The 21,956-nt window shown below is 37.9% G+C and carries 20 protein-coding genes and 1 pseudogene; 15 read left to right on the top strand and 6 right to left on the bottom strand.

From position 1 onward, the window contains the following. Nucleotides 1-32 precede the first annotated feature (32 nt). The 11 genes and pseudogenes from ACTJIP_RS09220 to ACTJIP_RS09170 all read left to right on the top strand — a co-directional run bounded on the left by ACTJIP_RS09220 (nt 33) and on the right by ACTJIP_RS09170 (nt 9,524). Nucleotides 33-845, top strand: coding sequence for an AraC family transcriptional regulator (locus ACTJIP_RS09220; protein ID WP_077414738.1), 813 nt, complete (start codon nt 33-35; stop codon nt 843-845). 100 nt (nt 846-945) lie between these two features. After that, nucleotides 946-1,377, top strand: a complete 432-nt coding sequence (locus ACTJIP_RS09215) for an RrF2 family transcriptional regulator (RefSeq protein WP_047384164.1) — start codon at nt 946-948, stop codon at nt 1,375-1,377. Nucleotides 1,378-1,477: 100 nt separating this feature from the next. Then, on the top strand, nt 1,478-2,254 hold the full coding sequence (locus ACTJIP_RS09210) for a class I SAM-dependent methyltransferase (protein WP_180565637.1): 777 nt from the start codon (nt 1,478-1,480) through the stop codon (nt 2,252-2,254). Between the two features lie 300 nt (nt 2,255-2,554). Beyond that, nucleotides 2,555-3,007: a hypothetical protein gene (locus ACTJIP_RS09205; protein WP_180565636.1), complete on the top strand. Its 453-nt coding sequence runs from the start codon at nt 2,555-2,557 to the stop codon at nt 3,005-3,007. A gap of 58 nt (nt 3,008-3,065) precedes the next feature. After that, nucleotides 3,066-4,100, top strand: a pseudogene (gene nirK / locus ACTJIP_RS09200) (copper-containing nitrite reductase); the annotation flags it as partial. Nucleotides 4,101-4,139: 39 nt separating this feature from the next. After that, entirely contained in the window at nt 4,140-4,970 is an 831-nt protein-coding gene (locus tag ACTJIP_RS09195; RefSeq protein WP_440704464.1) for a formylglycine-generating enzyme family protein, read from the top strand. Nucleotides 4,971-4,975: 5 nt separating this feature from the next. Further along, nucleotides 4,976-5,539, top strand: a complete 564-nt coding sequence (locus ACTJIP_RS09190) for an SCO family protein (RefSeq protein WP_077414748.1) — start codon at nt 4,976-4,978, stop codon at nt 5,537-5,539. Between the two features lie 12 nt (nt 5,540-5,551). Further along, a complete protein-coding gene (locus tag ACTJIP_RS09185; protein WP_077415858.1) occupies nt 5,552-5,977 on the top strand; it encodes a c-type cytochrome in 426 nt (141 codons plus the stop codon). 45 nt (nt 5,978-6,022) lie between these two features. Next, nucleotides 6,023-6,748 carry an iron-sulfur cluster repair di-iron protein gene (gene ric / locus ACTJIP_RS09180; RefSeq protein ID WP_219072496.1) on the top strand — a complete coding sequence of 242 codons (726 nt, stop codon included), beginning with the start codon at nt 6,023-6,025 and terminating at the stop codon, nt 6,746-6,748. A 13-nt stretch (nt 6,749-6,761) separates the two neighbouring features. Continuing rightward, nucleotides 6,762-9,005: a nitric-oxide reductase large subunit gene (locus ACTJIP_RS09175; protein ID WP_077414752.1), complete on the top strand. Its 2,244-nt coding sequence runs from the start codon at nt 6,762-6,764 to the stop codon at nt 9,003-9,005. Between the two features lie 66 nt (nt 9,006-9,071). Beyond that, a complete protein-coding gene (locus ACTJIP_RS09170) occupies nt 9,072-9,524 on the top strand; it encodes a hemerythrin domain-containing protein (RefSeq protein ID WP_428168137.1) in 453 nt (150 codons plus the stop codon). 72 nt (nt 9,525-9,596) lie between these two features. Here ACTJIP_RS09170 and ACTJIP_RS09165 read toward each other — a convergent pair whose 3' ends face one another. The 5 genes from ACTJIP_RS09165 to ACTJIP_RS09145 form a co-directional block, all read right to left on the bottom strand. Continuing rightward, nucleotides 9,597-13,082, bottom strand: a complete 3,486-nt coding sequence (locus ACTJIP_RS09165; protein ID WP_440704463.1) for a glycosyltransferase family 117 protein — start codon at nt 13,080-13,082, stop codon at nt 9,597-9,599. A gap of 266 nt (nt 13,083-13,348) precedes the next feature. Further along, nucleotides 13,349-14,137: an SDR family oxidoreductase gene (locus ACTJIP_RS09160; protein WP_077414758.1), complete on the bottom strand. Its 789-nt coding sequence runs from the start codon at nt 14,135-14,137 to the stop codon at nt 13,349-13,351. A gap of 94 nt (nt 14,138-14,231) precedes the next feature. Next, nucleotides 14,232-14,621, bottom strand: a complete 390-nt coding sequence (locus ACTJIP_RS09155) for a RidA family protein (protein WP_077414760.1) — start codon at nt 14,619-14,621, stop codon at nt 14,232-14,234. A gap of 100 nt (nt 14,622-14,721) precedes the next feature. Next, nucleotides 14,722-15,285 carry a Crp/Fnr family transcriptional regulator gene (locus tag ACTJIP_RS09150; RefSeq protein WP_077414762.1) on the bottom strand — a complete coding sequence of 188 codons (564 nt, stop codon included), beginning with the start codon at nt 15,283-15,285 and terminating at the stop codon, nt 14,722-14,724. Nucleotides 15,286-15,394: 109 nt separating this feature from the next. Further along, nucleotides 15,395-15,997: a TlpA family protein disulfide reductase gene (locus ACTJIP_RS09145; protein ID WP_077414764.1), complete on the bottom strand. Its 603-nt coding sequence runs from the start codon at nt 15,995-15,997 to the stop codon at nt 15,395-15,397. A gap of 416 nt (nt 15,998-16,413) precedes the next feature. Between ACTJIP_RS09145 and ACTJIP_RS09140 the strand changes: the two genes are divergently transcribed. Together ACTJIP_RS09140 and ACTJIP_RS09135 are read left to right on the top strand one after the other, a co-directional pair. Next, the gene (locus tag ACTJIP_RS09140; RefSeq protein WP_077414766.1) at nt 16,414-18,744 is read left to right on the top strand and encodes a TonB-dependent receptor; all 2,331 of its coding nucleotides are present in this window, start codon (nt 16,414-16,416) and stop codon (nt 18,742-18,744) included. A gap of 3 nt (nt 18,745-18,747) precedes the next feature. After that, a complete protein-coding gene (locus ACTJIP_RS09135) occupies nt 18,748-19,563 on the top strand; it encodes a DUF4249 domain-containing protein (protein ID WP_180565628.1) in 816 nt (271 codons plus the stop codon). Nucleotides 19,564-19,610: 47 nt separating this feature from the next. On the opposite strand, the gene ACTJIP_RS09130 is transcribed toward ACTJIP_RS09135, so the two are convergent. Continuing rightward, nucleotides 19,611-20,336, bottom strand: a complete 726-nt coding sequence (locus tag ACTJIP_RS09130; protein WP_077414770.1) for a YoaK family protein — start codon at nt 20,334-20,336, stop codon at nt 19,611-19,613. Nucleotides 20,337-20,704: 368 nt separating this feature from the next. Between ACTJIP_RS09130 and ACTJIP_RS09125 the strand changes: the two genes are divergently transcribed. Both ACTJIP_RS09125 and ACTJIP_RS09120 read left to right on the top strand, forming a co-directional pair. Next, nucleotides 20,705-21,391: a Crp/Fnr family transcriptional regulator gene (locus tag ACTJIP_RS09125; protein ID WP_180565626.1), complete on the top strand. Its 687-nt coding sequence runs from the start codon at nt 20,705-20,707 to the stop codon at nt 21,389-21,391. A gap of 99 nt (nt 21,392-21,490) precedes the next feature. Next, nucleotides 21,491-21,886 (top strand): VOC family protein, encoded by a 396-nt coding sequence (locus tag ACTJIP_RS09120; protein WP_077414774.1) that lies wholly within the window; start codon nt 21,491-21,493, stop codon nt 21,884-21,886. Nucleotides 21,887-21,956: the final 70 nt, after the last annotated feature.

Below are 21,956 nucleotides of genomic sequence, written 5' to 3'. Positions count from 1 at the left end.
TTTGCATTCTCATTGGTATTTTATATTTTTTTATGGGATTAATTGCTGCACTTCCTGATATTGATAAAGACGACAAAAGTGTATTTGTTATGCACGAGAAATCGGAAAAACTGATTCCTTTCCACAAGCATACGAAAGGACAGCTGAGCTATGTGGAAGGTGGTATTGCCTATATTACGATCAGCAACAGGACGTATGTGGTTCCGGCCCGGCATTTCTTCTGGATTCCGCAGGGAATGGAACATATTTTAGAGATCGGACACTCTGCTACAGTTCTTCGTTCTCTTTATTTCTATGCTCATGATGACCTCTCAGATCCCTTCTACAGCAGACTGGGAATATATCCGGCATCAGAACTGCTGATTCAGATGATCAAGTATACTGAAATATGGGATGAAAAACATGTTACTGCAAAAGACGAAAATTTTGAATTTCTGGTCGCTTTAAAAAAAATACTGCCCAAAACCCATCAACAGCCGTTACCCATCATTCTTCCTGCCACTCACAACAAACAAATGATGAAAATTGTATCTTATCTGGAATGGAATATCAGCGAAAAACTTACTTTGGCCAATGTAAGCACCAGATTTGGCCTGAGTGAACGCTCTATGTCCCGACTTTTCAAAGCAGATATGGATATTTCTTTTCTTCAATACCTGAAAACATTAAGAATCATCAAAGCCATTGAATTACTTTTAAATACAGACAAGCCTATCAATGAAATTGCTGATGATGTAGGCTACAGTTCCATTAGCGCCTTTAGTGATACTTTTCGCGAATTTACACAATCCAGACCTTCAGACTTGAGAAAGAGTAATAAAACGACTCAAAGTTCCATCGGATAGCCAGTTTATTTATGACCTTCGTCAGCTTTAAAAAAATAAAAGAGTAATTTATCTTTTATTAAAAATATCTTTCTATCTTTGTATCATAAAACTCAGAAAAATGTTTTCAAAAACCTGTGAATATGCCTTAAGAGCTTTGATCTACATCGCCCAGCAGTCTAAAAATGGCAGCAGGGTCGGGATTAAAGACATTTCAAAAAGCATTCATTCGCCGGAACACTTTATCGCCAAAATTTTGCAGGACCTGAGCAGAAAAGGATTTGTACAATCTGCCAAAGGCCCGAATGGAGGTTTTTATATGGATCAGAAAAACCTGAATACTTCCATTGCTGATATTGTAAGGGAAATTGATGGTGATAAGCTTTTCTCCGGTTGTGGACTTGGTCTGGAGCAATGCTCAGAAATACATCCCTGCCCTTTGCATGAGCAGTTTAAAAGCATCAGACAAGATCTTCGTATCATGCTTGAAACTTCAAAAATTCAGGCTTTTGTTGATAACCTGGATTTAAAACTAACCCATCTGAAGGTGTAAAAAAATTTAAATAAATAAAAGACAAAAAAGTCTTTATATATTAAATAAATTCAAAAAAATGGGGTCTTATAATTTAATTAACTTATTAAATAACAATCTAATGTATACAGAAAATATTGAGAAAATGTCCGGACACTGGTTACTGGCTAAAATCGGTAAAAAAGTGTTGCGTCCCGGAGGTCTTGCGCTGACCAAAAAAATGTTATCAATGCTGGACATCACCTCTGCTGATGATATGGTGGAATTTGCTCCCGGTCTTGGATTCACCGCGCACATGACATTGGAAAAAAAACCTGGTTCTTATATAGGAATTGATGCGGAACAAAGTGCCGTAGAGTATCTTAACAGGGAATTTGGAGGGATATCAGCCCAATTTAAACTGGGAAATGCAGCAGAGAGTTCTTTACCTGAACAATCGGCCAGTAAAGTCTATGGAGAAGCGATGCTGAGCATGCATGCAGATCACCGGAAAGCAGAAATTATTCAGGAAGCCTACAGAATCCTGAAACCTAAAGGATATTATGCAATTCATGAACTGGCTTTAAGACCGGAGAATCTCGACAGTAATGTAAAACTGCATATTCAGAAGGAACTGGCTTTGGCTATCAAGGTGAATGCACGTCCGCTAACCGTTTCTGAGTGGACCGCATTATTGGAAAAAGAAGGATTTAAAGTACTGAAAGTAGAAACTGCACCCATGCATCTTCTGGAACCTCAAAGAATTATTGATGACGAAGGGGTTTCCGGAGCCATTAAAATTGCTAAAAATATATTACTCAATCCTTCCATCAGAAAGAGAGTGCTCAAAATGAAAAAGATATTCAAAAAACATGAACAAAACATGTGTGCTGTGGTGATTATCGCAACAAAAGAATAAATTTTGAAAGTGAAAATAAGGTGATAAAAGTCAGAACAAATAAAAAACAATTCACTCTTTTATCCTTAAAATAGATTTTATATTTGTATAAGAAAAGGAGAAGAAAGCACCTTCAAAAACCGGTAAAAATTACAGTTCATCAGCAGTTCAGGATAAAGATATCCCTGCTCATGATATAAGTATCTGGTTCCTATTTTTAAAATTAAAAGACTAAATATTTATCGATTATTTAACAAAATTTTCTCAGAAAACAATTTAATAAAAGATAAAAAGGTATTAATATCTCAAATAATAATAAAAATGAAACTGAATGCTAAAAACCCATTGGTGCTAATGATGCTTTGCCTGATGGCAGGTGTTTTTATCACGGTCAGTTTTCTGGAAACCCCCATGAAGTTTCAGGTTCCGGGAATGACACTTCCTGTAGCCCTTGAGCTGGGAATGATGATGTTCGGAATATCCACTAAAATACAATGTGTTTTCCTTATTCTTATTGTAGCAGGAATGTTCGTAAGCAGAAAAAAATACACGAAAACAGACTTTATAATAATAGCCGTTTTATTAGCCATCCTGCTGTTAGAAAAATTCTGGATGCTCCCTGCCCTTGATAACCGGGCCCAGTTGTTATCAGCTGGAAAACCGGTTTTATCGTCAGAAATGCATAATTATTTCATCTATGCTGAATCTGCCAAAGCAATATTTCTGTGTATAGCCATCAGCTTACAATTTATAAAACAAAAAAATGAATACTGAAGCAACTCTGCACAATATTTACTCCAACAGAAAAATTTAAACTATTAATTCCCTTATTATGAAAAAAACGATCGTACTCACCACAGCATTATGCACAGTAATGATATTCAATGCCTGTAAACAAAGCACTTCATCCGATACAGTCAATGGTACCAATACGGAGAATATAAAAACGGATGGAACAAGTGAAGAATTAAAGATGCCAGCTCCACCTCATGTTCCCGCCCCTGTTGGAACCCGTGCTGCTAAAAAAATCATTGTAAAACTGGAAACGATAGAGAAAACGGGAGAACTTGCAGATGGGACACAGTATAATTTCTGGACTTTCAACGGAACAGTTCCCGGAAGCTTTATCCGGGCAAGAGTTGGAGATGATATTAAACTTCATCTTAAAAACCATGAAAATAATACCTTCCCCCATAATATTGACCTTCATGCTGTAAACGGACCTGGCGGTGGTGCTGAAGCTACTTTTGTGGCTCCCGGTAAAGAAGCTGTCTTTACTTTCAAAGCACTCAACCCCGGATTATATGTCTACCATTGTGCAACAGCACCTGTAGGAATGCATATTGCCAACGGAATGTACGGTCTTATTCTTATAGAGCCTGAAGGCGGACTTCCAAAAGTAGACAAGGAATTCTATATCATGCAGGGAGATTTTTACACGAAAGGAAAATTCGGAGATAAAGGTTTGCAGGAGTTTGACATGGATAAAGCGATTGCTGAGCATCCTGAATATGTAGTCTTCAATGGAAATACAGCCTCTCTTTTAGGCGATAAAGAACTTCAGGTAAAAACAGGGGAAACAGTAAGGTTTTTTGTAGGGAACGGCGGCCCGAATCTTACCTCTTCTTTCCATATTATCGGGGAAATCTTTGACAAAGTATACATCGAAGGAGGCAGCAAAATAAATGATAATGTACAGACCACTGTAATTCCTCCCGGCGGGGCGTCTATTGTAGAGTTTAAAGCGACAGTTCCCGGAGAATATGTGATTGTAGATCATGCAATTTTCAGGGCATTCAACAAAGGTGCTCTAGGTAAGATTAAAGTAACCGGACCAGACAATCCGGCAGTGTATAAAAAGAACCAGTAATGAATTAAGGTTCATTGGGATTTTAAAAGAGAAACAATGAGAACTTTTGTAATTATAGTAGGTCTGGCAGTCTGTTCAGTAATGACATGTTGTTCCGAAAAGACGAAAAGAGCGAAAATAAAAATTCCAGCCCAAAAACATTTAAACCTGATTGTAAGTCAGAAAAAAATGATCAGAATACAGGGAGGAACATATAAGGCATTCATAGGCAAAGATTCAGGAAGGATTGTAAGAGTACAGACTTTTTACCTGGATGACAGCCCTGTTACGAACCGGGAATATCTTGAGTTTCTTAAAGCAAATCCTCAATGGACACGAAGCAAAGTACTAAGACTCTATGCAGACAGTAATTACCTTAAACATTGGAAAAGTGATTATGAAATCCCGGCAGGAATAAGCCCGGAAGCACCTGTCACCAATATTTCATGGTTTGCCGCTGAAGCCTATGCTAAAAGTACAGGAAAAAGACTTCCGGCAATCGACGAATGGGAATATGCGGCACTGGCAGATCAATATACTCCGGATGCCTCCAGGGATCCCGCTTTTACAGATTATATTCTGAAAGCTTATCAAAAAAAGGATAAAAACCAACAACCTATAAAACAGGAATCACCCAATTATTACGGAATTTATAATATGTATGGAATGGTTTGGGAATGGACTTATGATTTCAATTCGGTAATGATGAGTGGAGAATCCAGAAAAGATAATACGGTGAATGACAACCTCTTCTGTGCCGGAGCAGCAGTAACTTCTTCTGATCTAAGAAATTATGCAGCCTTTATCCGGTATGCATTAAGGGGAAGTATAAAAGCAGATTACTGCCTTAATAATCTCGGATTCAGATGTGCTAAAAACAAAAATTGACCCTTATGAAAAATATAACCCTCATGCTGCTGGCTTTGATGATGATATCCTGCAGCAAGAAAAATGAAGGGATAACCCCTGATTCTATCTACAATGTACAGACAAACTGGGAGAAACAGAATGGTGAGAATATTACATTCTCGGATCTGAAAGGAAAAGTACTGGTGACTGCAATGATTTTCACTTCCTGTAAAACGGCCTGCCCAAAACTGACCGCGGAAATGAGAACGATCGCCCAGAAAGTAGGAAAAACAAATCCAGAGGATATTCAGTATGTATTAATTTCCATTGATCCGGAAAATGATACTCCAAAAGTAATGAAGAGATACCTGTATGTAAACCGATTCGATGAAAAAGAATGGACTTTCATCCGGGGTAATGAAGAAGATACCAGAGAACTGGCCAATATAATGGCTGTAAAATACAAGCAGATATCTCCTATAGAATTCTCCCACTCCAACATCATTACAGTGTATTCAAAAAAGGGAACTCTTGCTTTTCAAAAAGAAGGTCTCGATAGTGATTACGAAGCTATTGTGAGCGAAATAAAAAAACAAATACAACTTTAAATGGATAAGATTATGAAAAAATTACTTGTAGCAGTTTCACTGTTTTCACTTGCTGTAACATCATGTTCAGATAAAAAAGGTACAGATCCCATTCCTCAGCCGCAGGAAACCAATACAATGCTGGAAGAACCAAAACCCCAGGCTGCAACTCCGGCATCCACACCACTTTCAGGAGCTGATGCAGAAATTGCTGAAGGAAAATCCCTGGTGGAAGGAACAGACTGTTTATCGTGTCATAAAATCGATTCAAAACTTGTAGGCCCCGCATATCAGGAAGTTGCAGCAAAGTACAAAGAAGCAGATCTTGATATGCTTGCACAGAAAATTATTGACGGCGGTAAAGGTAATTGGGGAGAAATTCCCATGACTCCTCATGCAGGATTGAGCAAAGATAACGCCAAGCTGATGGTAAAATACATTCTGTCACTTAAGAAATAGGTTTTAAAAAATTTAAAATAATAAAAGATAAAAAAGTATTATATTATGAATACAAGAACAGACTTTATAGGAAATATGGTTGCTGAAGATTTCAGAACGGCAGCAATTTTTAAAAGACATGGAATCGATTTCTGCTGTAAAGGAGGAAGAACCATAGAAGAAGCCTGCAGTAATAAAAAATTGGCTCCGGAAAAAATTTATGAGGAACTGGAAGCGCTTCCAAAAAATGAAGGATCTGCAATAGATTTCAATAGCTGGCCTTTGGATTTGCTGGCAGATTATATTGAGAAAACCCATCATCGTTATGTAGAAGAAAAAACGCCTGTGCTGCAAGCTTTCCTTGATAAATTATGTAAAGTACATGGAGACAGACATCCGGAGCTGTTTGAAATTAATACATTATTCAATGAATCGGCTCACGATCTGGCCGCTCACATGAAAAAAGAAGAACTGATCCTGTTTCCTTTTGTACGAAATATGATGAAGGCTAAAATATCAGGCACAGCGCTCCCCCAACCTGCTTTCGGAACAGTAGAAAACCCTGTTAATATGATGCAGCACGAGCATACAGTGGAAGGTGAACGTTTCAGAAAGATTGCCGAAATTACGGATGAATATCTTCCTCCCGCAGATGCCTGCAACACATACAAAGTAGCATTTGCCATGCTTCAGGATTTTGAAAATGACTTGCATAAACACATTCATCTTGAAAATAATATCCTTTTCCCAAAAGCTATCCGACTGGAGAAAGAATTTGCCGTTGAATCTTAAAAACTAATACAGAATGACACCTAAAAAACTTTGGATATGGCTTGCTGTAGTAATGGTTGCTTCGTTTGCTGTTCTTATCTTTTATGGAACTGAAATTTACAGAAAAATCCCCCCAATTCCTGATAAAGTAGTAAGCACGGATGGAACTGTGCTCGCTACCGAACAGGATATAAAAGACGGGCAGAATGTCTGGCAGTCTATTGGAGGGCAAACGGTAGGAAGTATCTGGGGACATGGTGCTTATATTGCTCCGGACTGGACTGCGGATTACCTTCACAGGGAATCTGTGCTGCTGCTTGATGAATTGGCCAAAAAAGATGGTAAGGTGTATAAAGACCTTCCGGATGATGAGCAGGCCAAATATAAGGTACTGCTGAAGAAAGAGCTTCGTACCAACACCTTTAATGAAAACAATAATGAAATTGTTTTCTCTCCCGAACGGGCCGAAGTACAGAAACAATTAGCTCAGTATTATTCAAAATTATTTATGAATGATACTTCTATGGCAAAACTCCGGGATCAGTACGCAATCCCGGAGAATACCATCAAAGATATCGGAAGAATGGCTCAAATGAATGCTTTCTTTGCCTGGAGCACATGGGTTTGTATTACGGAAAGACCGGGAGATGATGTGACGTATACCAACAACTGGCCGCATGATGAATCGGTAGGAAACGTTCCTCCCCCTTCACTGCATTTATGGTCAGGTTTCAGCATATTACTTCTGTTGGGGGCTGTAGGTCTTCTGGTGTTTTACCATGCCCGAAATAAAGAGGAAGAAGTAAGTGAAATCCTTCCCCTTGAAGATCCGTTGCGAAATATGAAGCCTACTCCTTCTATGAAAGCTACTTTAAAATACATATGGGTAGTTGCTTTACTAATTTTGGTTCAAATGCTTGCCGGAGTCGTTACCGCTCACTATGGTGTGGAAGGAAGTGGATTTTATGGTATTCCTCTGGATCAGTTTTTACCTCAGTCAGTTTCCAGAAGCTGGCATGTACAGCTTGCCATATTCTGGATTGCTACCTCATGGCTGGCAACAGGACTTTATATTGCCCCGGCTGTGTCGGGACATGAACCGAAGTACCAGAAACTGGGAGTGAATATCTTATTCGGAGCTTTACTGATCGTTGTTCTGGGATCTCTTACCGGGCAATGGCTTGGCGTCATGCAAAAGCTTGGCCTTGTTGATAATTTCCTTTGGGGACATCAGGGTTATGAATATGTGGAACTGGGAAGAATCTGGCAGATTTTACTGCTGATTGGCCTTATTTTATGGCTGGTTTTAATGGTGAGAGCCCTGCTGCCTGCTTTAAGACGTAAGGATGGAGATCGTCATTTACTGACCCTGTTTACTCTTTCAGCCGTAGCTATTGCGCTATTTTATGGGGCAGGATTAATGTATGGAAGACAAACCCATATGGCCATTGCTGAATATTGGAGATGGTGGGTGGTTCACCTTTGGGTAGAAGGCTTTTTTGAAGTATTCGCAACGGTAGTCGCAGCATTTTTATTCACCCGATTAGGATTATTGAGATTGAAATCTGCTACGAATTCGGTATTGTTTTCTACAATTATTTTTCTTGCCGGAGGGATCTTAGGAACATTCCACCACCTTTATTTCAGTGCTACTCCTACAGCTGTGCTGGCATTAGGTGCTACCTTCAGTGCATTGGAAATTGTACCGCTTGTCCTGATTGGTTACGAGGCCTACCAAAATTACCAGCTGAGTAAATCAACCAAATGGATTCAGGCTTATAAATGGCCAATCTACTGCTTCATTGCGATGTGTTTCTGGAACTTTCTGGGTGCAGGAATCTTCGGATTTGCCATTAATCCTCCCATTGCGCTTTACTATATTCAGGGGCTGAATACCACTGCTGTTCATGGTCATGCTGCCCTGTTCGGAGTATATGGAATTTTAGGAATCGGATTAATGCTGTTTGTATTACGGGGACTTTATCCTGAGAGACAATGGAATGACAAATTAATAGGCTGGGCTTTCTGGCTTACCAATATCGGATTGCTGGTCATGGTAACCATCAGTCTTCTTCCTATAGGCATTATGCAGTCGGTAGCCTCTATAAAAGAAGGGTACTGGTATGCCCGTTCTGCGGAATTTATGCAGACGGATATCATGCACTTCCTCAGATGGATGCGTGTGCCGGGAGATATTTTACTGGCTGCAGGTGAGCTGCTTCTGGTACTATTCATCATCGGACTTAAATTGGGTTGGTCGTTGAAAGAAAAACGTTAGCATTCTTTATTCAAACCTCATGGTTATTCAACTTATGAGGTTTGATTACCTTAAATCAAAAAAATCATGAAACGAAATGAAAATATTATCCCGCTTTCCAAAGATCATCATTTCGGGCTTCTGTGCAGCTGGAAAATAAGACAGGGACTGAAAAAAGAAATTGACGTTTCCCGGATCAGAGATTATATTCTGTATTTCTGGAATCATCATCTGAAAAAACATTTCAGGGAAGAAGAAGAAATTCTGTTTCTTTATCTTGAAGATGAATATATGCTCCGCATACGGAAAGAGCACAGACATATTCAGAATATTGTTTCTCAAATTTCATCCTCAGAAAACATTGATCTTTTCTCAGATTTTGCCGATCTTCTGGAACAGCATATCCGTTTTGAAGAACGTGAATGGTTTCCCCATCTTGAAGAAACATTGGAAGTTCCTGCTCTGGAAAAAATCGGAAAAGAACTGAATGATATTCATACAGAAGAAAAAGACGGCTATGAAGATGAATTCTGGAAATAGGCCTAACTTTATTATTTATGTTATATTAAAAAGCCTTTAAATATTGAATTTAAAGGCTTTTCTATCTATAATTTATTGTGTTGCTTTCATCATGGCATTGGTAATTTCAATTTCCTTTTTCCTGGAATATGCAGAATCAAAAGGCTCCATAACATTGAATAAATATTGGTAAAAAGGAGCAATCTGTCGTACATTTTCCGATTCTTTTATCGCTTTCTCTTTCCCCATTTGAAGCAGTCCGTTTATAAAAACACTGAATTTTTTATCAATCGGCTCAATTGACTTTAGAAGATAGGCATGTGCTTTTTCATTCTGCCCCAATGTTTTGTAAGCTTCTGTAACAGCTGAAACAACTAATGCATATTCCATTGGTTTGGACCTCATCTGCTTTCTGGCAGCTGCTTTAAATGCCGGAGAAAGATTTTGATAGTAATCATATTCTTCAAATATTCCTTTCTTAAGGGTTTCTGCCAGCTGAAGACCTTTCTGCTCCTGTCCTGCAACAATATATCCTGTTACCATTGAGCTTAATGACCGTGGATCATTATATTTCTCCACTGGAATTTCTTTCGCTACAAGATCCAGCAGCTCTACTGCTTTAGCTTTCTGGCCGCTTACCACAAGTGCAGATACAGCCCTGCTTACCGACATTCTGTAGCTTAAAATATTGGAAGTAGCCGTTTCATTATAATAAATACTGAGGTCTTTAAAATTTCCCCATCTGAAGTTTTTCACCACCTGATAAAGCGAATTGGCATCTACCCTTCCTTTATCTCCATCCGGACTCTGAGGCGTGTGAATAGGAACAAGTCTGTAGCTGAAACCATCAAACTGCAGATATTCGTCAAGGTAAAAAATATTCTCACTTTCATACATTCCACCTGATGAGAAATTAATGGGACGTTTCCAGTCGAAATTAGCCAGCATATCCAACATCATCAGATTGCTTTTGTAAAGGGTATTCGCTTCATAATTGATCATAATCTGATCTACTGTCTTAGAAAGATCAGCCTGATTGATAATCCCCGATTTTACAGCATTTTCCTTATTTACCGGAAGTATAAATTTATTTACCGGGAGTATATTATATTTTTCATATTGCTTTTCCCCGAAGTACATCTTCAGCAATTCATCTTTTTCGGATGATTTAAGTTTTAAGAATCTGATAGCATCCTTCACCGTCAGAGAATCCTGGGTAAGATATTTTCTGAACTCCTGAAAAGCAGTGTCTGGTGCTCCCTGTTCTTTCAACATCTGGAAAAAGCCTTCCCAATCTTCTTTTTTCATCAGATAAACCTGATCATTGACACCGTCTCTGTATTCTTCATGAGTGAGTTCTCCCGGAATTCCTTTGGCATTATATGTTCTTCTTTTTACCTGATCTATATTCCATGGAGTGGCTAAAAGGGTAAAATTGACTGTTTTCACATCATCCCTGAATCTTTCTGTCTCCTGAATTGCCCATACGGGAAAAGTATCATTATCACCATAAATGAAAAGAATATCGTCTTTAGGCAGCGAACGTAAGAATGAATAGGCATAATCACGGGCTGCGGTCTTTTTACTCCTGTCGTGTGAAGTATAATTCTGGAACCCCATCATAAAAGGAATTCCCAACAACACGACTCCCAAGATAATGTTGACTGCATTAGATTTAAGTTTAGACTGAATCAGCCAAAGTACAGCTCCTGCTCCCAGACCAATCCAGATGGCAAAGGCATAGAATGAACCTACCATCGCATAGTCTCTTTCTCTTACTTCAAATGGCTTTACCCCGGTATAGAAGACAATTCCCATACTTGTAAGAACAAACAGCGACAGGATAGCATAAAATCGCCCGAAATCCCTGTTCAGCTGAAAAAAGAAACCGATAAGTCCTAAAATCAATGGCAGAAAGAAAAATTTGACGGTACTTTCATTTTTAAATTTAGCAGGCATATGATCCTGATCACCCAGCAAAACATTATCAATAAAGGAAAATCCTGAGATCCAGTTGCCATTGGTATTTTCCATATGTCCCTCAAGATCGTTCTGTCTTCCTACGAAATTCCACATCAGATACCGGACAAAGTAGTATCCGTTCTGGAAAGAGATGAAATACTCCATATTCTGAGCAAAGGAAGGCCGTTGTACCTTAATAAGATCATAGGGTTTTACTTTCAGGTAATCTTCTGCGGTAATGGAATCTCCTTCATATTTCGCTCTCAGTTCATCAAAAATCCTTTTAGCCTCCGGATTGTCTGCTACCTCTTCATTATCATAATTGAAGGTAAAATCAGGAGCACCGTACAAGGCGATATAATTTGCGGTAACCTCTTTATCTTCATTGAACATCCTTGGCATGAAGCTGATGTGCGATTTATTAAACACATAATTGAATCGTTCCCCGGTTTTTCTGTAGGTTCCTGTTTTTTCATCTTTTTCGTAAATGTCTCCTGTCACTTCTCTTTTGTAACTTCCGTCCTCATCTTTTTCCAAACCGTTTCTGTCGAGAAATGCAGTATAGTTTTGTCCATAAATCGTTGGCCAGTCACCATATTGTACCCTGTTATAGTAATCTCTCATTCCTATCGCTGTATCCGGATCATTAAGGTTCATCGGTGGATTGGCGTTTGCCCTGATGGGAATTACCAGCCAGCAAGAGAAACCAATCATCATATACACAAGGGATAAAACGATCGTCTGATAGACTTTTCTTTTTGTTTTCCTCGCATATTTAATCAGGAAATAACTGATTGCAATCATAAGAACAAATGCCACAATTGTCCCTGAATGGAAAGGAAGTCCCAGCCCGTTCACAAAGAAAATTTCAAGTTTCCCAAACATGGTCATCACCAAAGGGAAAATAATCTTGAATACAAAAGCAAGAATTCCTAATGTAATCAGATTAGCAGCTATGAAACTCTTCCATATAAAAGTATAGTTACGGGCATAATATACCAGACATATGGCCGGAATAGCCAGCATACACATCATATGCACGCCTACAGAAAGTCCTATGGCAAAGAAAATAAGAATGATCCATCTCTCACTGTCGGCAGCTTTAGATTCATTCTCCCATTTGGTAATCAGCCACACCAGCAGCGCAATAAACAGTGAAGCCATTGCATACACCTCTCCTTCTACCGCTGAAAACCAGAATGTATCTGAAAAAGTAAAACATAAAGCCCCGATGACTCCGGCAAACAGGATTGAAATTTCCTGAGATTTGGTAATATCATCAAAATCCTTATTCAAAAGCCGTCTTAAAAAATGGGTAATCGTCCAGAACAGAAACAAAATGGTAAATGCACTGAATACTGCTGACATCGCATTGATCACAAGGGAATAATGCTCTTCGTTCCCCAACGCAAAAATACTTGCCACCGCTCCCATAATCTGGAATAAGGCGGCTCCCGGAGCATGGGTCACTTCAAGTTTTACCGCAGAAGAAATATATTCTCCGCAATCCCAGAAGCTCAGGGAATGCTCCATTGTTGAAAGATAAGTGACAAGTGCAACAGCGAAAAGGAACCAACCCAGTATGGTGTTCCATTTTTTAAAAGACCAGTTTTTCATATACTATTTTTCAATATGTATATGACAACCGGGGGAAAGGGTTTATTACATGAAAGAAAATCTATTTAATTATTTTTTTTTCTAACCACAAAAGTCATAAAAGCTTTATTTCAATTTATTAGTTTAAAACGATATGTATAAAAAAGTTCAAATAAGAGAGAAAATAAAAGATTTTCAAAAACTTAAGTGTACTTTAATGATTAAGCTTAATACTTAAAAACTTTTGTGTCTTTTGTGGTTTAAAATATCTTGGTTTATATAATTTTTTAATACGTATTACTCAATCCTCCATCCAAAGGAATGCTTGTTCCGGTAAGATAATTTGAATATTCTGAAGCCAGAAAAGCTACCAGATGACCATATTCTTCCGGCTGCCCGAATCTTTTCATGGGAATCTTATTTTCTCTTGCTTTTTTTATTTCTTCCGCGGGAGCACCCGTTTGCTGGGCTTCATGAGTAACCAGTTTTTGAATTCGTTCGGTATCAAAATATCCTGTCAGAACATTATTAACGGTGATATTATGTTGTGCAATTTCATTCGACAGGGTTTTTGCCCATGCAATGACAGCAGAACGGATAGAATTGGAGAGCGCAAGATTTCCGATCGGTTCTTTAACTGACAAAGAAGAGACATTGATAATACGGCCGTTTTTCTGTTGGATCATATGAGGTAAGACCAATAATGTTGTTTCGCAAACCGTTTTGAAAAGAAGATCAAAAGCTTTCTGATAATCATCCGGGGTTTTATCGAGTGCCAAACCTGGTTCCGGACCGTTTGTATTGTTAACCAGAATATCAATCGAATGATCATTAAAATATCCTGTAATAATTTTCTTATAACTTTCAAAGTCCGAAAAGTCAGCCACCAGATATTCGTGTTTCTGTTCCGGATTGAGTACCGGCAGGGAAGAAACGAAATCTTTAAGTTTTGTTTCATTGCGGGCCATAACGGTAACATTAGCGCCGCATTTTGCCAGTTCCAGAGCAATTCCTGCTCCTATTCCCTGAGTTGCCCCTCCCACCAAAGCGTTTTTTGAAAAAAGTTGAATATTCATAAAATTTTGATCAATATTAATTGGTATAAATAAATGTAAGAAAAAACCTCCAAATTATATTTTGAAGGCCTGTCTTTTAACTCAAATTTATCACTTATTTCACCACTGTTGCTTCAAGTTCCACTTTTAATGTTTCGAATAAACCATTTACTTCAAGCATTGTTACGGCCTGCTGTATTTTATGATGGGCAATCCACTCCTGAAGAATGGGAAAATAAGGCCAGAGTTCTTCAGTAGAAGTTGTATAGATATTTAATCTTACTATACCGCTGCATTCATATCCCGCTGTGCGGATCACTTCTTCCAGATTGGCAATAGCCTGTTCCAGCTGGGATTTCATATCCTTATCACTGGATGTTCCATCGGGATCAATAGCCGCCTGCCCTGAGCAATATAAAATACTTTCAACATTCTTCACCTCTACAGCCTGAGAATAACTTCTTTCATCCTGCCATTCCCATGGATTAACTGTTCTTTTTTCCATTGTCCTGAATTTGTTATTTGTTACAGTACAAAATTGCAGAACAAATACAGCAAAACCCTGTGATCCGGATCACGATTATGGAGTGAGTTCTCTCACAGTTTTATAGTGGAAGACGGCTCAAAGTTTCCCTGGAAACTCCTAAATAAGCAGCTAAAAGAGATTTCGGAACGCGCTGTACAAGGGAAGGATATTTTTTCAAAAGCTGGTCATACCGCTCTTTTATTCCGGTTGTCATCATGGAAATGGTTCGTTGCTGAGCCGTAATAAATCCCATATATGCTTTTTCCAGAAAGAAATGCTCCAATTTTGGCAGATGGGCACAGAGCTTTTTGTAATCCTCTAACTGAAGGCACAATACTTCTGTATCTTCAAGACATTCCAAAGACATCGTTGCCAAAGTTTGCTGATAGTAAGCAGGAAAATCTGTTTCCCACCAATCTTCCATGGCAAATCCTATAATATGCTCTTTTCCGGTTTCGTCAGTATAAACCAGCTTCAGAAGACCTTCCAATACAAAATAATTATAAGGAACCGGTTCACCTTCCTGTACTAGAAACTGGTGTTTTTTATATTTTTTATAGGTAAAACAGGATGATATAAATTCAAATTCATCATCATGAAGAGGGATTATTTTTTCAATGTGAGTCCTTAGCTGATGCAGCATATTCTATTTCTTGTGGTATAAAAGTATTCTTTTTTCATAAAGACATTCAGTATTTCGGCTTCTATTTCTGCAAAAGTCAATAAGGTAAAGAAGTCATAAGCTGAAAAAATTATGGCTTTTGTTTCAACAGTTCATCAATCTGTTTGTAAAAAGAATCTTTACTGTAATCTGCCAATCCTTTATGATGCAGACGGATGCTGCCTTTTTTATCCAGCACGACTGTTGTGGGTAATGATCCGCTGTAAAGTACACCAGGAATATTGCCAGCCGGTACCAGAAAAGGAATGGTATAGCCTTTTTCTTTTAAATAGGATTTTCCAAAAGCAGCATTGTCGTCAAGATTCACGGTAAGAAATATCATCTCCGGATTGTTCTTATATTGATCATACAGTTTTTGCACAGAGGGAAATTCTGCCCTGCAGGGAGGACACCACGAGGCCCAAAAGTTAATGAAAACGACTTTGTTTTGTAAAGCAGCAGTATTGATAACCGTTCCATCTTCATTTTTCACCAGAAACCCGGCATAAGAAACCCGTGCTGAAGTATTTTGATGCTCTTTTGATTCTGATATGCTGGAATTGAGGATTCCCGTGGAAGCAACCTGTCTCATCAGCCATGCCTTTGCATCTTTATTCACCAATACGATAATGAATAATATTGTCAGTATTACTGTAGAGCCATTTTTCCTGATCCAGATTTTTACATTTTCCATACTCGTTCCTCTTAATTCTTAGCCAAGATAAGATTAAAATTCCGATCAAAGCTCTGAAGGAGCATTTTTAAGCTAACAGTCTTTCCATCACAGGATATAAAAGACTTTTGAGTGTTCAGTTCCATAATTTTCCTAACAAACAGCAATAAAGCTCATATAACAACCGTTAATAATTTATTTTTTAACATAATTAACTAAAAAACAATTAATAAATCAGTATACAATGCATAATATTATTTTTTATGTAACAGTCTTATTTTATTCTTGCTTTTACCATTTTCAAAAACACACTTTTTCAATGGATTTATTTCATAATTAATTTGTTACATGTAACAAATTCCCTGTTCATCCAACTAATCGTACATCAACAAAACATTAATTCCTATACAAGAGATCTACTACTTTAAAATAAACTAATGCAAACATCCTTTTTAAAAATTACCGCTGCCACCGCAGCGCTCTGTTTCAGTACCCTGGCAATAGCCCAACAAACCTATTCTGTAAGTGGAACTGTGAAAGACAAAAAAAACGGTGAGCTGTTAATCGGAGTATCGGTAAAAGTAAGTGAAGATCCTACCATCAATGTTGCAGCCAATGAGTATGGATTTTACTCTCTATCACTGCCTGCAGGTACTTATACCATCATTATTTCCAATCCGGGATATAAAGATTTTGAACAGCAGATCAAAGTAGATCAGAATATAAAACTTGATCTCCCTCTTCTGCCTCAGGAAGAGACAACAAAGGCTATTGACGAAGTAGTTGTAACTGCTGTTAAAAAGGATAAAAATTTAACCTCCGCTCAAATGGGAGCAGAAACGTTAAATATAAAAAGTATAGAAAAGCTCCCTGTTCTTTTTGGGGAAAAGGATGTGATGAAAACCATACAGCTTTTACCAGGTATCAAAAGTAACGGTGAAGGAAGCAGCGGATTCAGCGTAAGAGGCGGTGCTACCGATCAAAACCTGATCCTGCTGGATGAAGCTCCGGTTTATAATGCGTCTCACCTTCTTGGTTTTTTCAGTACATTCAACAGTGATGCCCTGAAAGATGCCAGCATCATCAAAGGAAACAGCCCTGCCCAATATGGAGGCCGACTTTCTTCTGTTCTGGATGTAAAAATGAAAGACGGAAATAATAAAGACTATAACCTGAATGGAGGAATCGGTCTGATCAGCAGCAGGCTGAGTGTAGAAGGACCAATTCAGAAGGAAAAATCATCATTCATTGTTTCGGGAAGAAGAACATATGCCGATTTGTTTCTTAAAACCAACAAAGATTATAAAGACAACAAGTTATACTTCTATGATCTCAACCTGAAAGCCAATTATCAGATCAACGAAAATAACCGTATTTACCTTTCAGGATATTTCGGAAGAGATGTTTTGGGATTGGGAGATACTTTCAATACAGACTGGGGAAATACAACGGCAACTTTAAGATGGAACAGCATTATCAGCAGCAAGCTATTCTCCAATACATCTTTTATCTACAGTAATTATGACTATAAAATCAGTCTGAAAAATGATGATACTGTATTTGATTTAAATTCAAAAATACGTGACTGGAATCTTAAGCAGGACTTTACCTGGTTTGCCGGGAACAAGCATTCTGTACGTTTCGGTCTTCAGTCTATTTATCATACGCTTACTCCAAGCAGTGCTTCCGGTACTACGGTGAGCAGCTTTCCAAGAAATCCGAGATATTCATGGGAGAACGCGGTTTACATCAACGATGATTTTAAAGCAACGGAAAAGTTAACCGTTAATTACGGAGTAAGACTTGCAATATTCAGTGTATTGGGAGGAGATACATTCAATACGTATGAAAACGGAGTCCTTACCGACAGTAAATTCCTGGAGAAAGGAAAATTCGGAAAAACGTATGTGAATCCTGAACCGCGAATCAGTGCAAACTACCGCATCAATGAAGTAAGCAGTGTGAAAGGAGGTTATTCCCGCAACACACAAAATCTTCACCTTTTAAGCAACAGCAACAGTGGAAATCCTACTGACCAGTGGATAGGAAGCAGCTATACGGTAAAACCTGAAATTGCAGATCAGATCAGTGTGGGCTACAGCAGAAATTTCAACAATAATAATTATGAATTGAATGCTGAAGTTTACTATAAATCCATGAAAAATCAAATCGACTTCAAAAACGGGGCTCAGATTGGATTTGATGCCGGATCTGATGTAGAAAGTGAACTGTTGTTCGGAAAAGGAAGAGCTTACGGGCTGGAACTTATTGCCAAAAAGAAAAGCGGAAAACTTACAGGATGGATTTCCTATACCCTTTCTAAAACGGAAAGAAAGATCGACGGAATTAATAATAATGAATGGTACAACGCCAGAATGGATAAAACACACGATCTATCCATCGTTGCCACCTACCAGCTTAATCCGAAATGGAGCTTTTCAGGATTGTTTGTTTACAGCACAGGAAATGCCGTTACCTTCCCTACCGGAAAATATGAGCTGAATGGTCAAACAATATTCCAGTACAGCAACAGAAATGCTGACAGAATGCCTGCCTATCACAGAATGGATCTGAGCGCAACTTATGAGCCAACTTCCAATAAGCGATTCCGCGGTTCATGGACCTTCGGTATTTATAATTTGTATGGTAGAGAAAATGCCTACACAATCAATTTTGAAGACAATCCTGACCATCCCGGAACTACACGTGCAATGCAGACTTCTTTGTTCCGCTGGGTACCCAACATCACTTATAATTTCAAATTTTAAATCATGAAAAATACTTTTTATATCATATTATCTCTCTTTGCATTAACCTCTTGTGAAAAAGAGATCGATCTGGATCTGAATGATCAGGGCGGAAATATTGTCATCGAAGGAAATGTAACCAACCAACCGGGGCCTTATACCGTAAAAATCACAAAATCAGTTAGTTTCTCAGAGCCTAATCAGTATCCGGCTGTAACCGGAGCTCAGGTTATTTTAAGTGATGATACCGGCCAAACCGAAACCCTTCAGTACACAGGAAACGGAATGTATCAGACAACTACTTTTGTGGGGCAGCCCGGAAGAACCTATACTCTGAAAATACAGGCGGAAGGAAAACAGTATACCGCTCAGAGCAGTATGCCTGAAATTGTTGATTTTGACGGGCTTGAACAGAGTTCATTTAAATTTGGTGACAAAACCACTTATACCCTTTTACCGATCTTTACCGATCCGATGCCGCTTGGGAATCGTTATCTTTTTAGTTTTACGATCAATGATCTTCCTAAAAAATATATGAATACCTTTTCAGACAATGTAAATAACGGAATGCTGAACCAACAGCCACTGATTCTGCCTAATGACGATAACAAAGGTAGAGATCATGAAGTGATTGTGGGAGATAAAATCCATGTAGAGATGCAGTCTATAGATAACAATATATTCACTTACTATAGTGCTCTGCTTCAGATTTCCGGAGGCAATGGCGGAGGTGCTACTCCAGCCAATCCACCAAGTAATATCAATAATGGAGCTTTGGGTTATTTTTCTGCCCATACAACAGATACAGAGACTTTTGTAATCCAGCCTGTAACTCCATAAATTTAAAAAGGATATTCCAATCAACGGAATATCCTTTTTTATTTGTCTTATCTCAACTTTCTTTTCAAGGCATAATACCTATACATAAGCTTATCATATCGGATAACGAAGAACAATAATCCCGCAGTTATAATCAGTGTTTTTAATTGAATCATATTATAACTATAGCCGCCAATAATACATCCTGAAAAAAAGCATGCAATGATAACCAGTTTAAGGGTAATATTCTTTTTAAGCTGTCTCTGTTCATTTTTTCTCTCCTTAAAAAACAGTTTTGAAAGTTCTATTCCAAGATCTGTAAACAACCCTGTAAGATGAGTTGTTCTTACTACAGACTGTGATACTCTTGTAACCAATGAGTTCTGAACTCCCATTGCAAAAAGTAAAAGACCTGCAGTGATATAAGGAGATAACGAGATTTTTAATTCCTTATAATCTGACATTCCTACACATCCTAATATCAAAATTTCGGTTATTAAAGGGATGAGATGCGGACGAACTGTTCTGTGCCCTGACGAGAATTCAACCAGAAAGCTTGAACAAAAAGCTCCGCTCAGAAAACAGATAATAAACAGAAAGTAAGTAAGTGCTTCGTTGTAATGATCTAGAAGTATCTCTTCAGAAAAGAAAGCAAAATGTCCTGTTATATTGGTTGTCAGCACTTTAACAGACAAAACACCTACAATATTTACTATTCCGGCAACGAATGAAAGTGCTGATGCCAGCTTAAGATTGTGAAAATAGGTTCTGTTTTTCCCTTTGTGTCTGAACATTTTAAATCTCTGTAAGAGCTGTGTATTATTGTCAAAAAACAGCTGGATAAAATAAATAAGTAAAAAATAAATTTAGAAATGTCAGTGTCAAACTGTGAAAAACATGTCCGCTTAAGTATTTATCCAGTGTTCTTTATATCTGCTGTACTCTTTTTTGTATTCTTAATAATAAATTAGAGGCTTTTACAGAAAGTAAAACAGCTTCTCTGCAACGCTCTGAAATGTTCTGTTTTTTAATTCAGAATCAATTTTATTACTTTTGTAAAAGTAATTCGTTTAGGAAAAAAACTTGGTGATCTGTATCAGTTTAAAATGTGATTTAAGTTAAAAAAACCTAGCGTTTATTCAATAGTCCGTATAGAAAAATTATGATCTCAAAATTTATTTTTAATAATCAGTATCTTTTTGATGAGCTCCCTGAATATGATAAAAATCTGCTTACAGGAGCAATGAAAACCAGGAACTACCGTAAAAATGAGCCTATATTTACTGACGGGACAAAACCTAATGGCGTTTACTACCTCAATGAAGGGAAAATAAAGAAATACAAGGTTGATAATGATGGAAGGGAACAGATCATTTACATTTACAGTTCTGGTGAATTTTTCGGATATTCTGCTATTCTGAGCAATGAATCTTATGGAGACACTACCTCTACATTGGAAAGTTCTGTTATCTCATTCATTTCAAAAGACAGTTTTCTGGATATCCTAGGCCAGTCATCAGTACTTTCAAGACTGCTGCTGAAATCTTTAAGCCACGAATTCAGTGTCATGGCCAATCTTATTGCCGTTTTATCTCATCGTACGGTCAGGGAGCGAGCTGCTTTGAGTTTGCTTATTCTTCATGATAAGTACAAATCAAATAATGAACCTGATCAGGAAGTATTCATTTCCCTTTCCCGCATAGATCTGGCAAATATGGTAGGAACAGCCAGAGAAACCTTAGCCCGGATTATTAATGATTTTAAACAGGAAAAACTCATCAGATCTGAAGGTCGTAAAATACAGATTATCAACTTTAAGCAGTTAATTCATATTGCTAATTTTTATTAGTAAATAATTTAGTTTAAAAGCTTTAATTTTCTACTGACAAACTGTTGTCATAACTACCTGTTACCTTTGTTTAAAATTAGTTTAAACAAAAAATACCTTATGAAACTTACCTCATTAAGACTCATCAGCAAAGACATCAAAGCGGCAGTAGAATTTTACGAACAAATCATGGGAGCAACAGCCAGATGGTATACTGAAGATTTTGCAGAACTCTCTGCAGATTCCATAACCATTGCAATCGGAAGTATCCGGACGATGCAAATGTTTTCAGAAGGTCTTACCCAATTTGCGGGAACAAAATCAACCATTATTGAATTTATGGTTAAAAATGTAGATGAAGAATATGAAAGAATTAAAAGTTTAGCCTCCGAAATTATCCAGAAACCTACAACAATGCCTTGGGGAAACAGATCACTTTTGTTCTGTGATCCGGATGGAAATCTGATTAACTTTTTTACTCCGGTAACTGTGGAAGCTGTGCAAAAATTCAGCTAAGCCACCCCTTCAATAAAAAATAAAAAGAGGTTGCCTCAAAGGTCAAATAAATTGACTTTTGTCATTCTGA

The organism is Chryseobacterium sp. 22543, from assembly GCF_052044565.1.
Lineage (GTDB): Bacteria > Bacteroidota > Bacteroidia > Flavobacteriales > Weeksellaceae > Chryseobacterium.
This window is presented reverse-complemented; position numbering and strand designations above follow the sequence as displayed.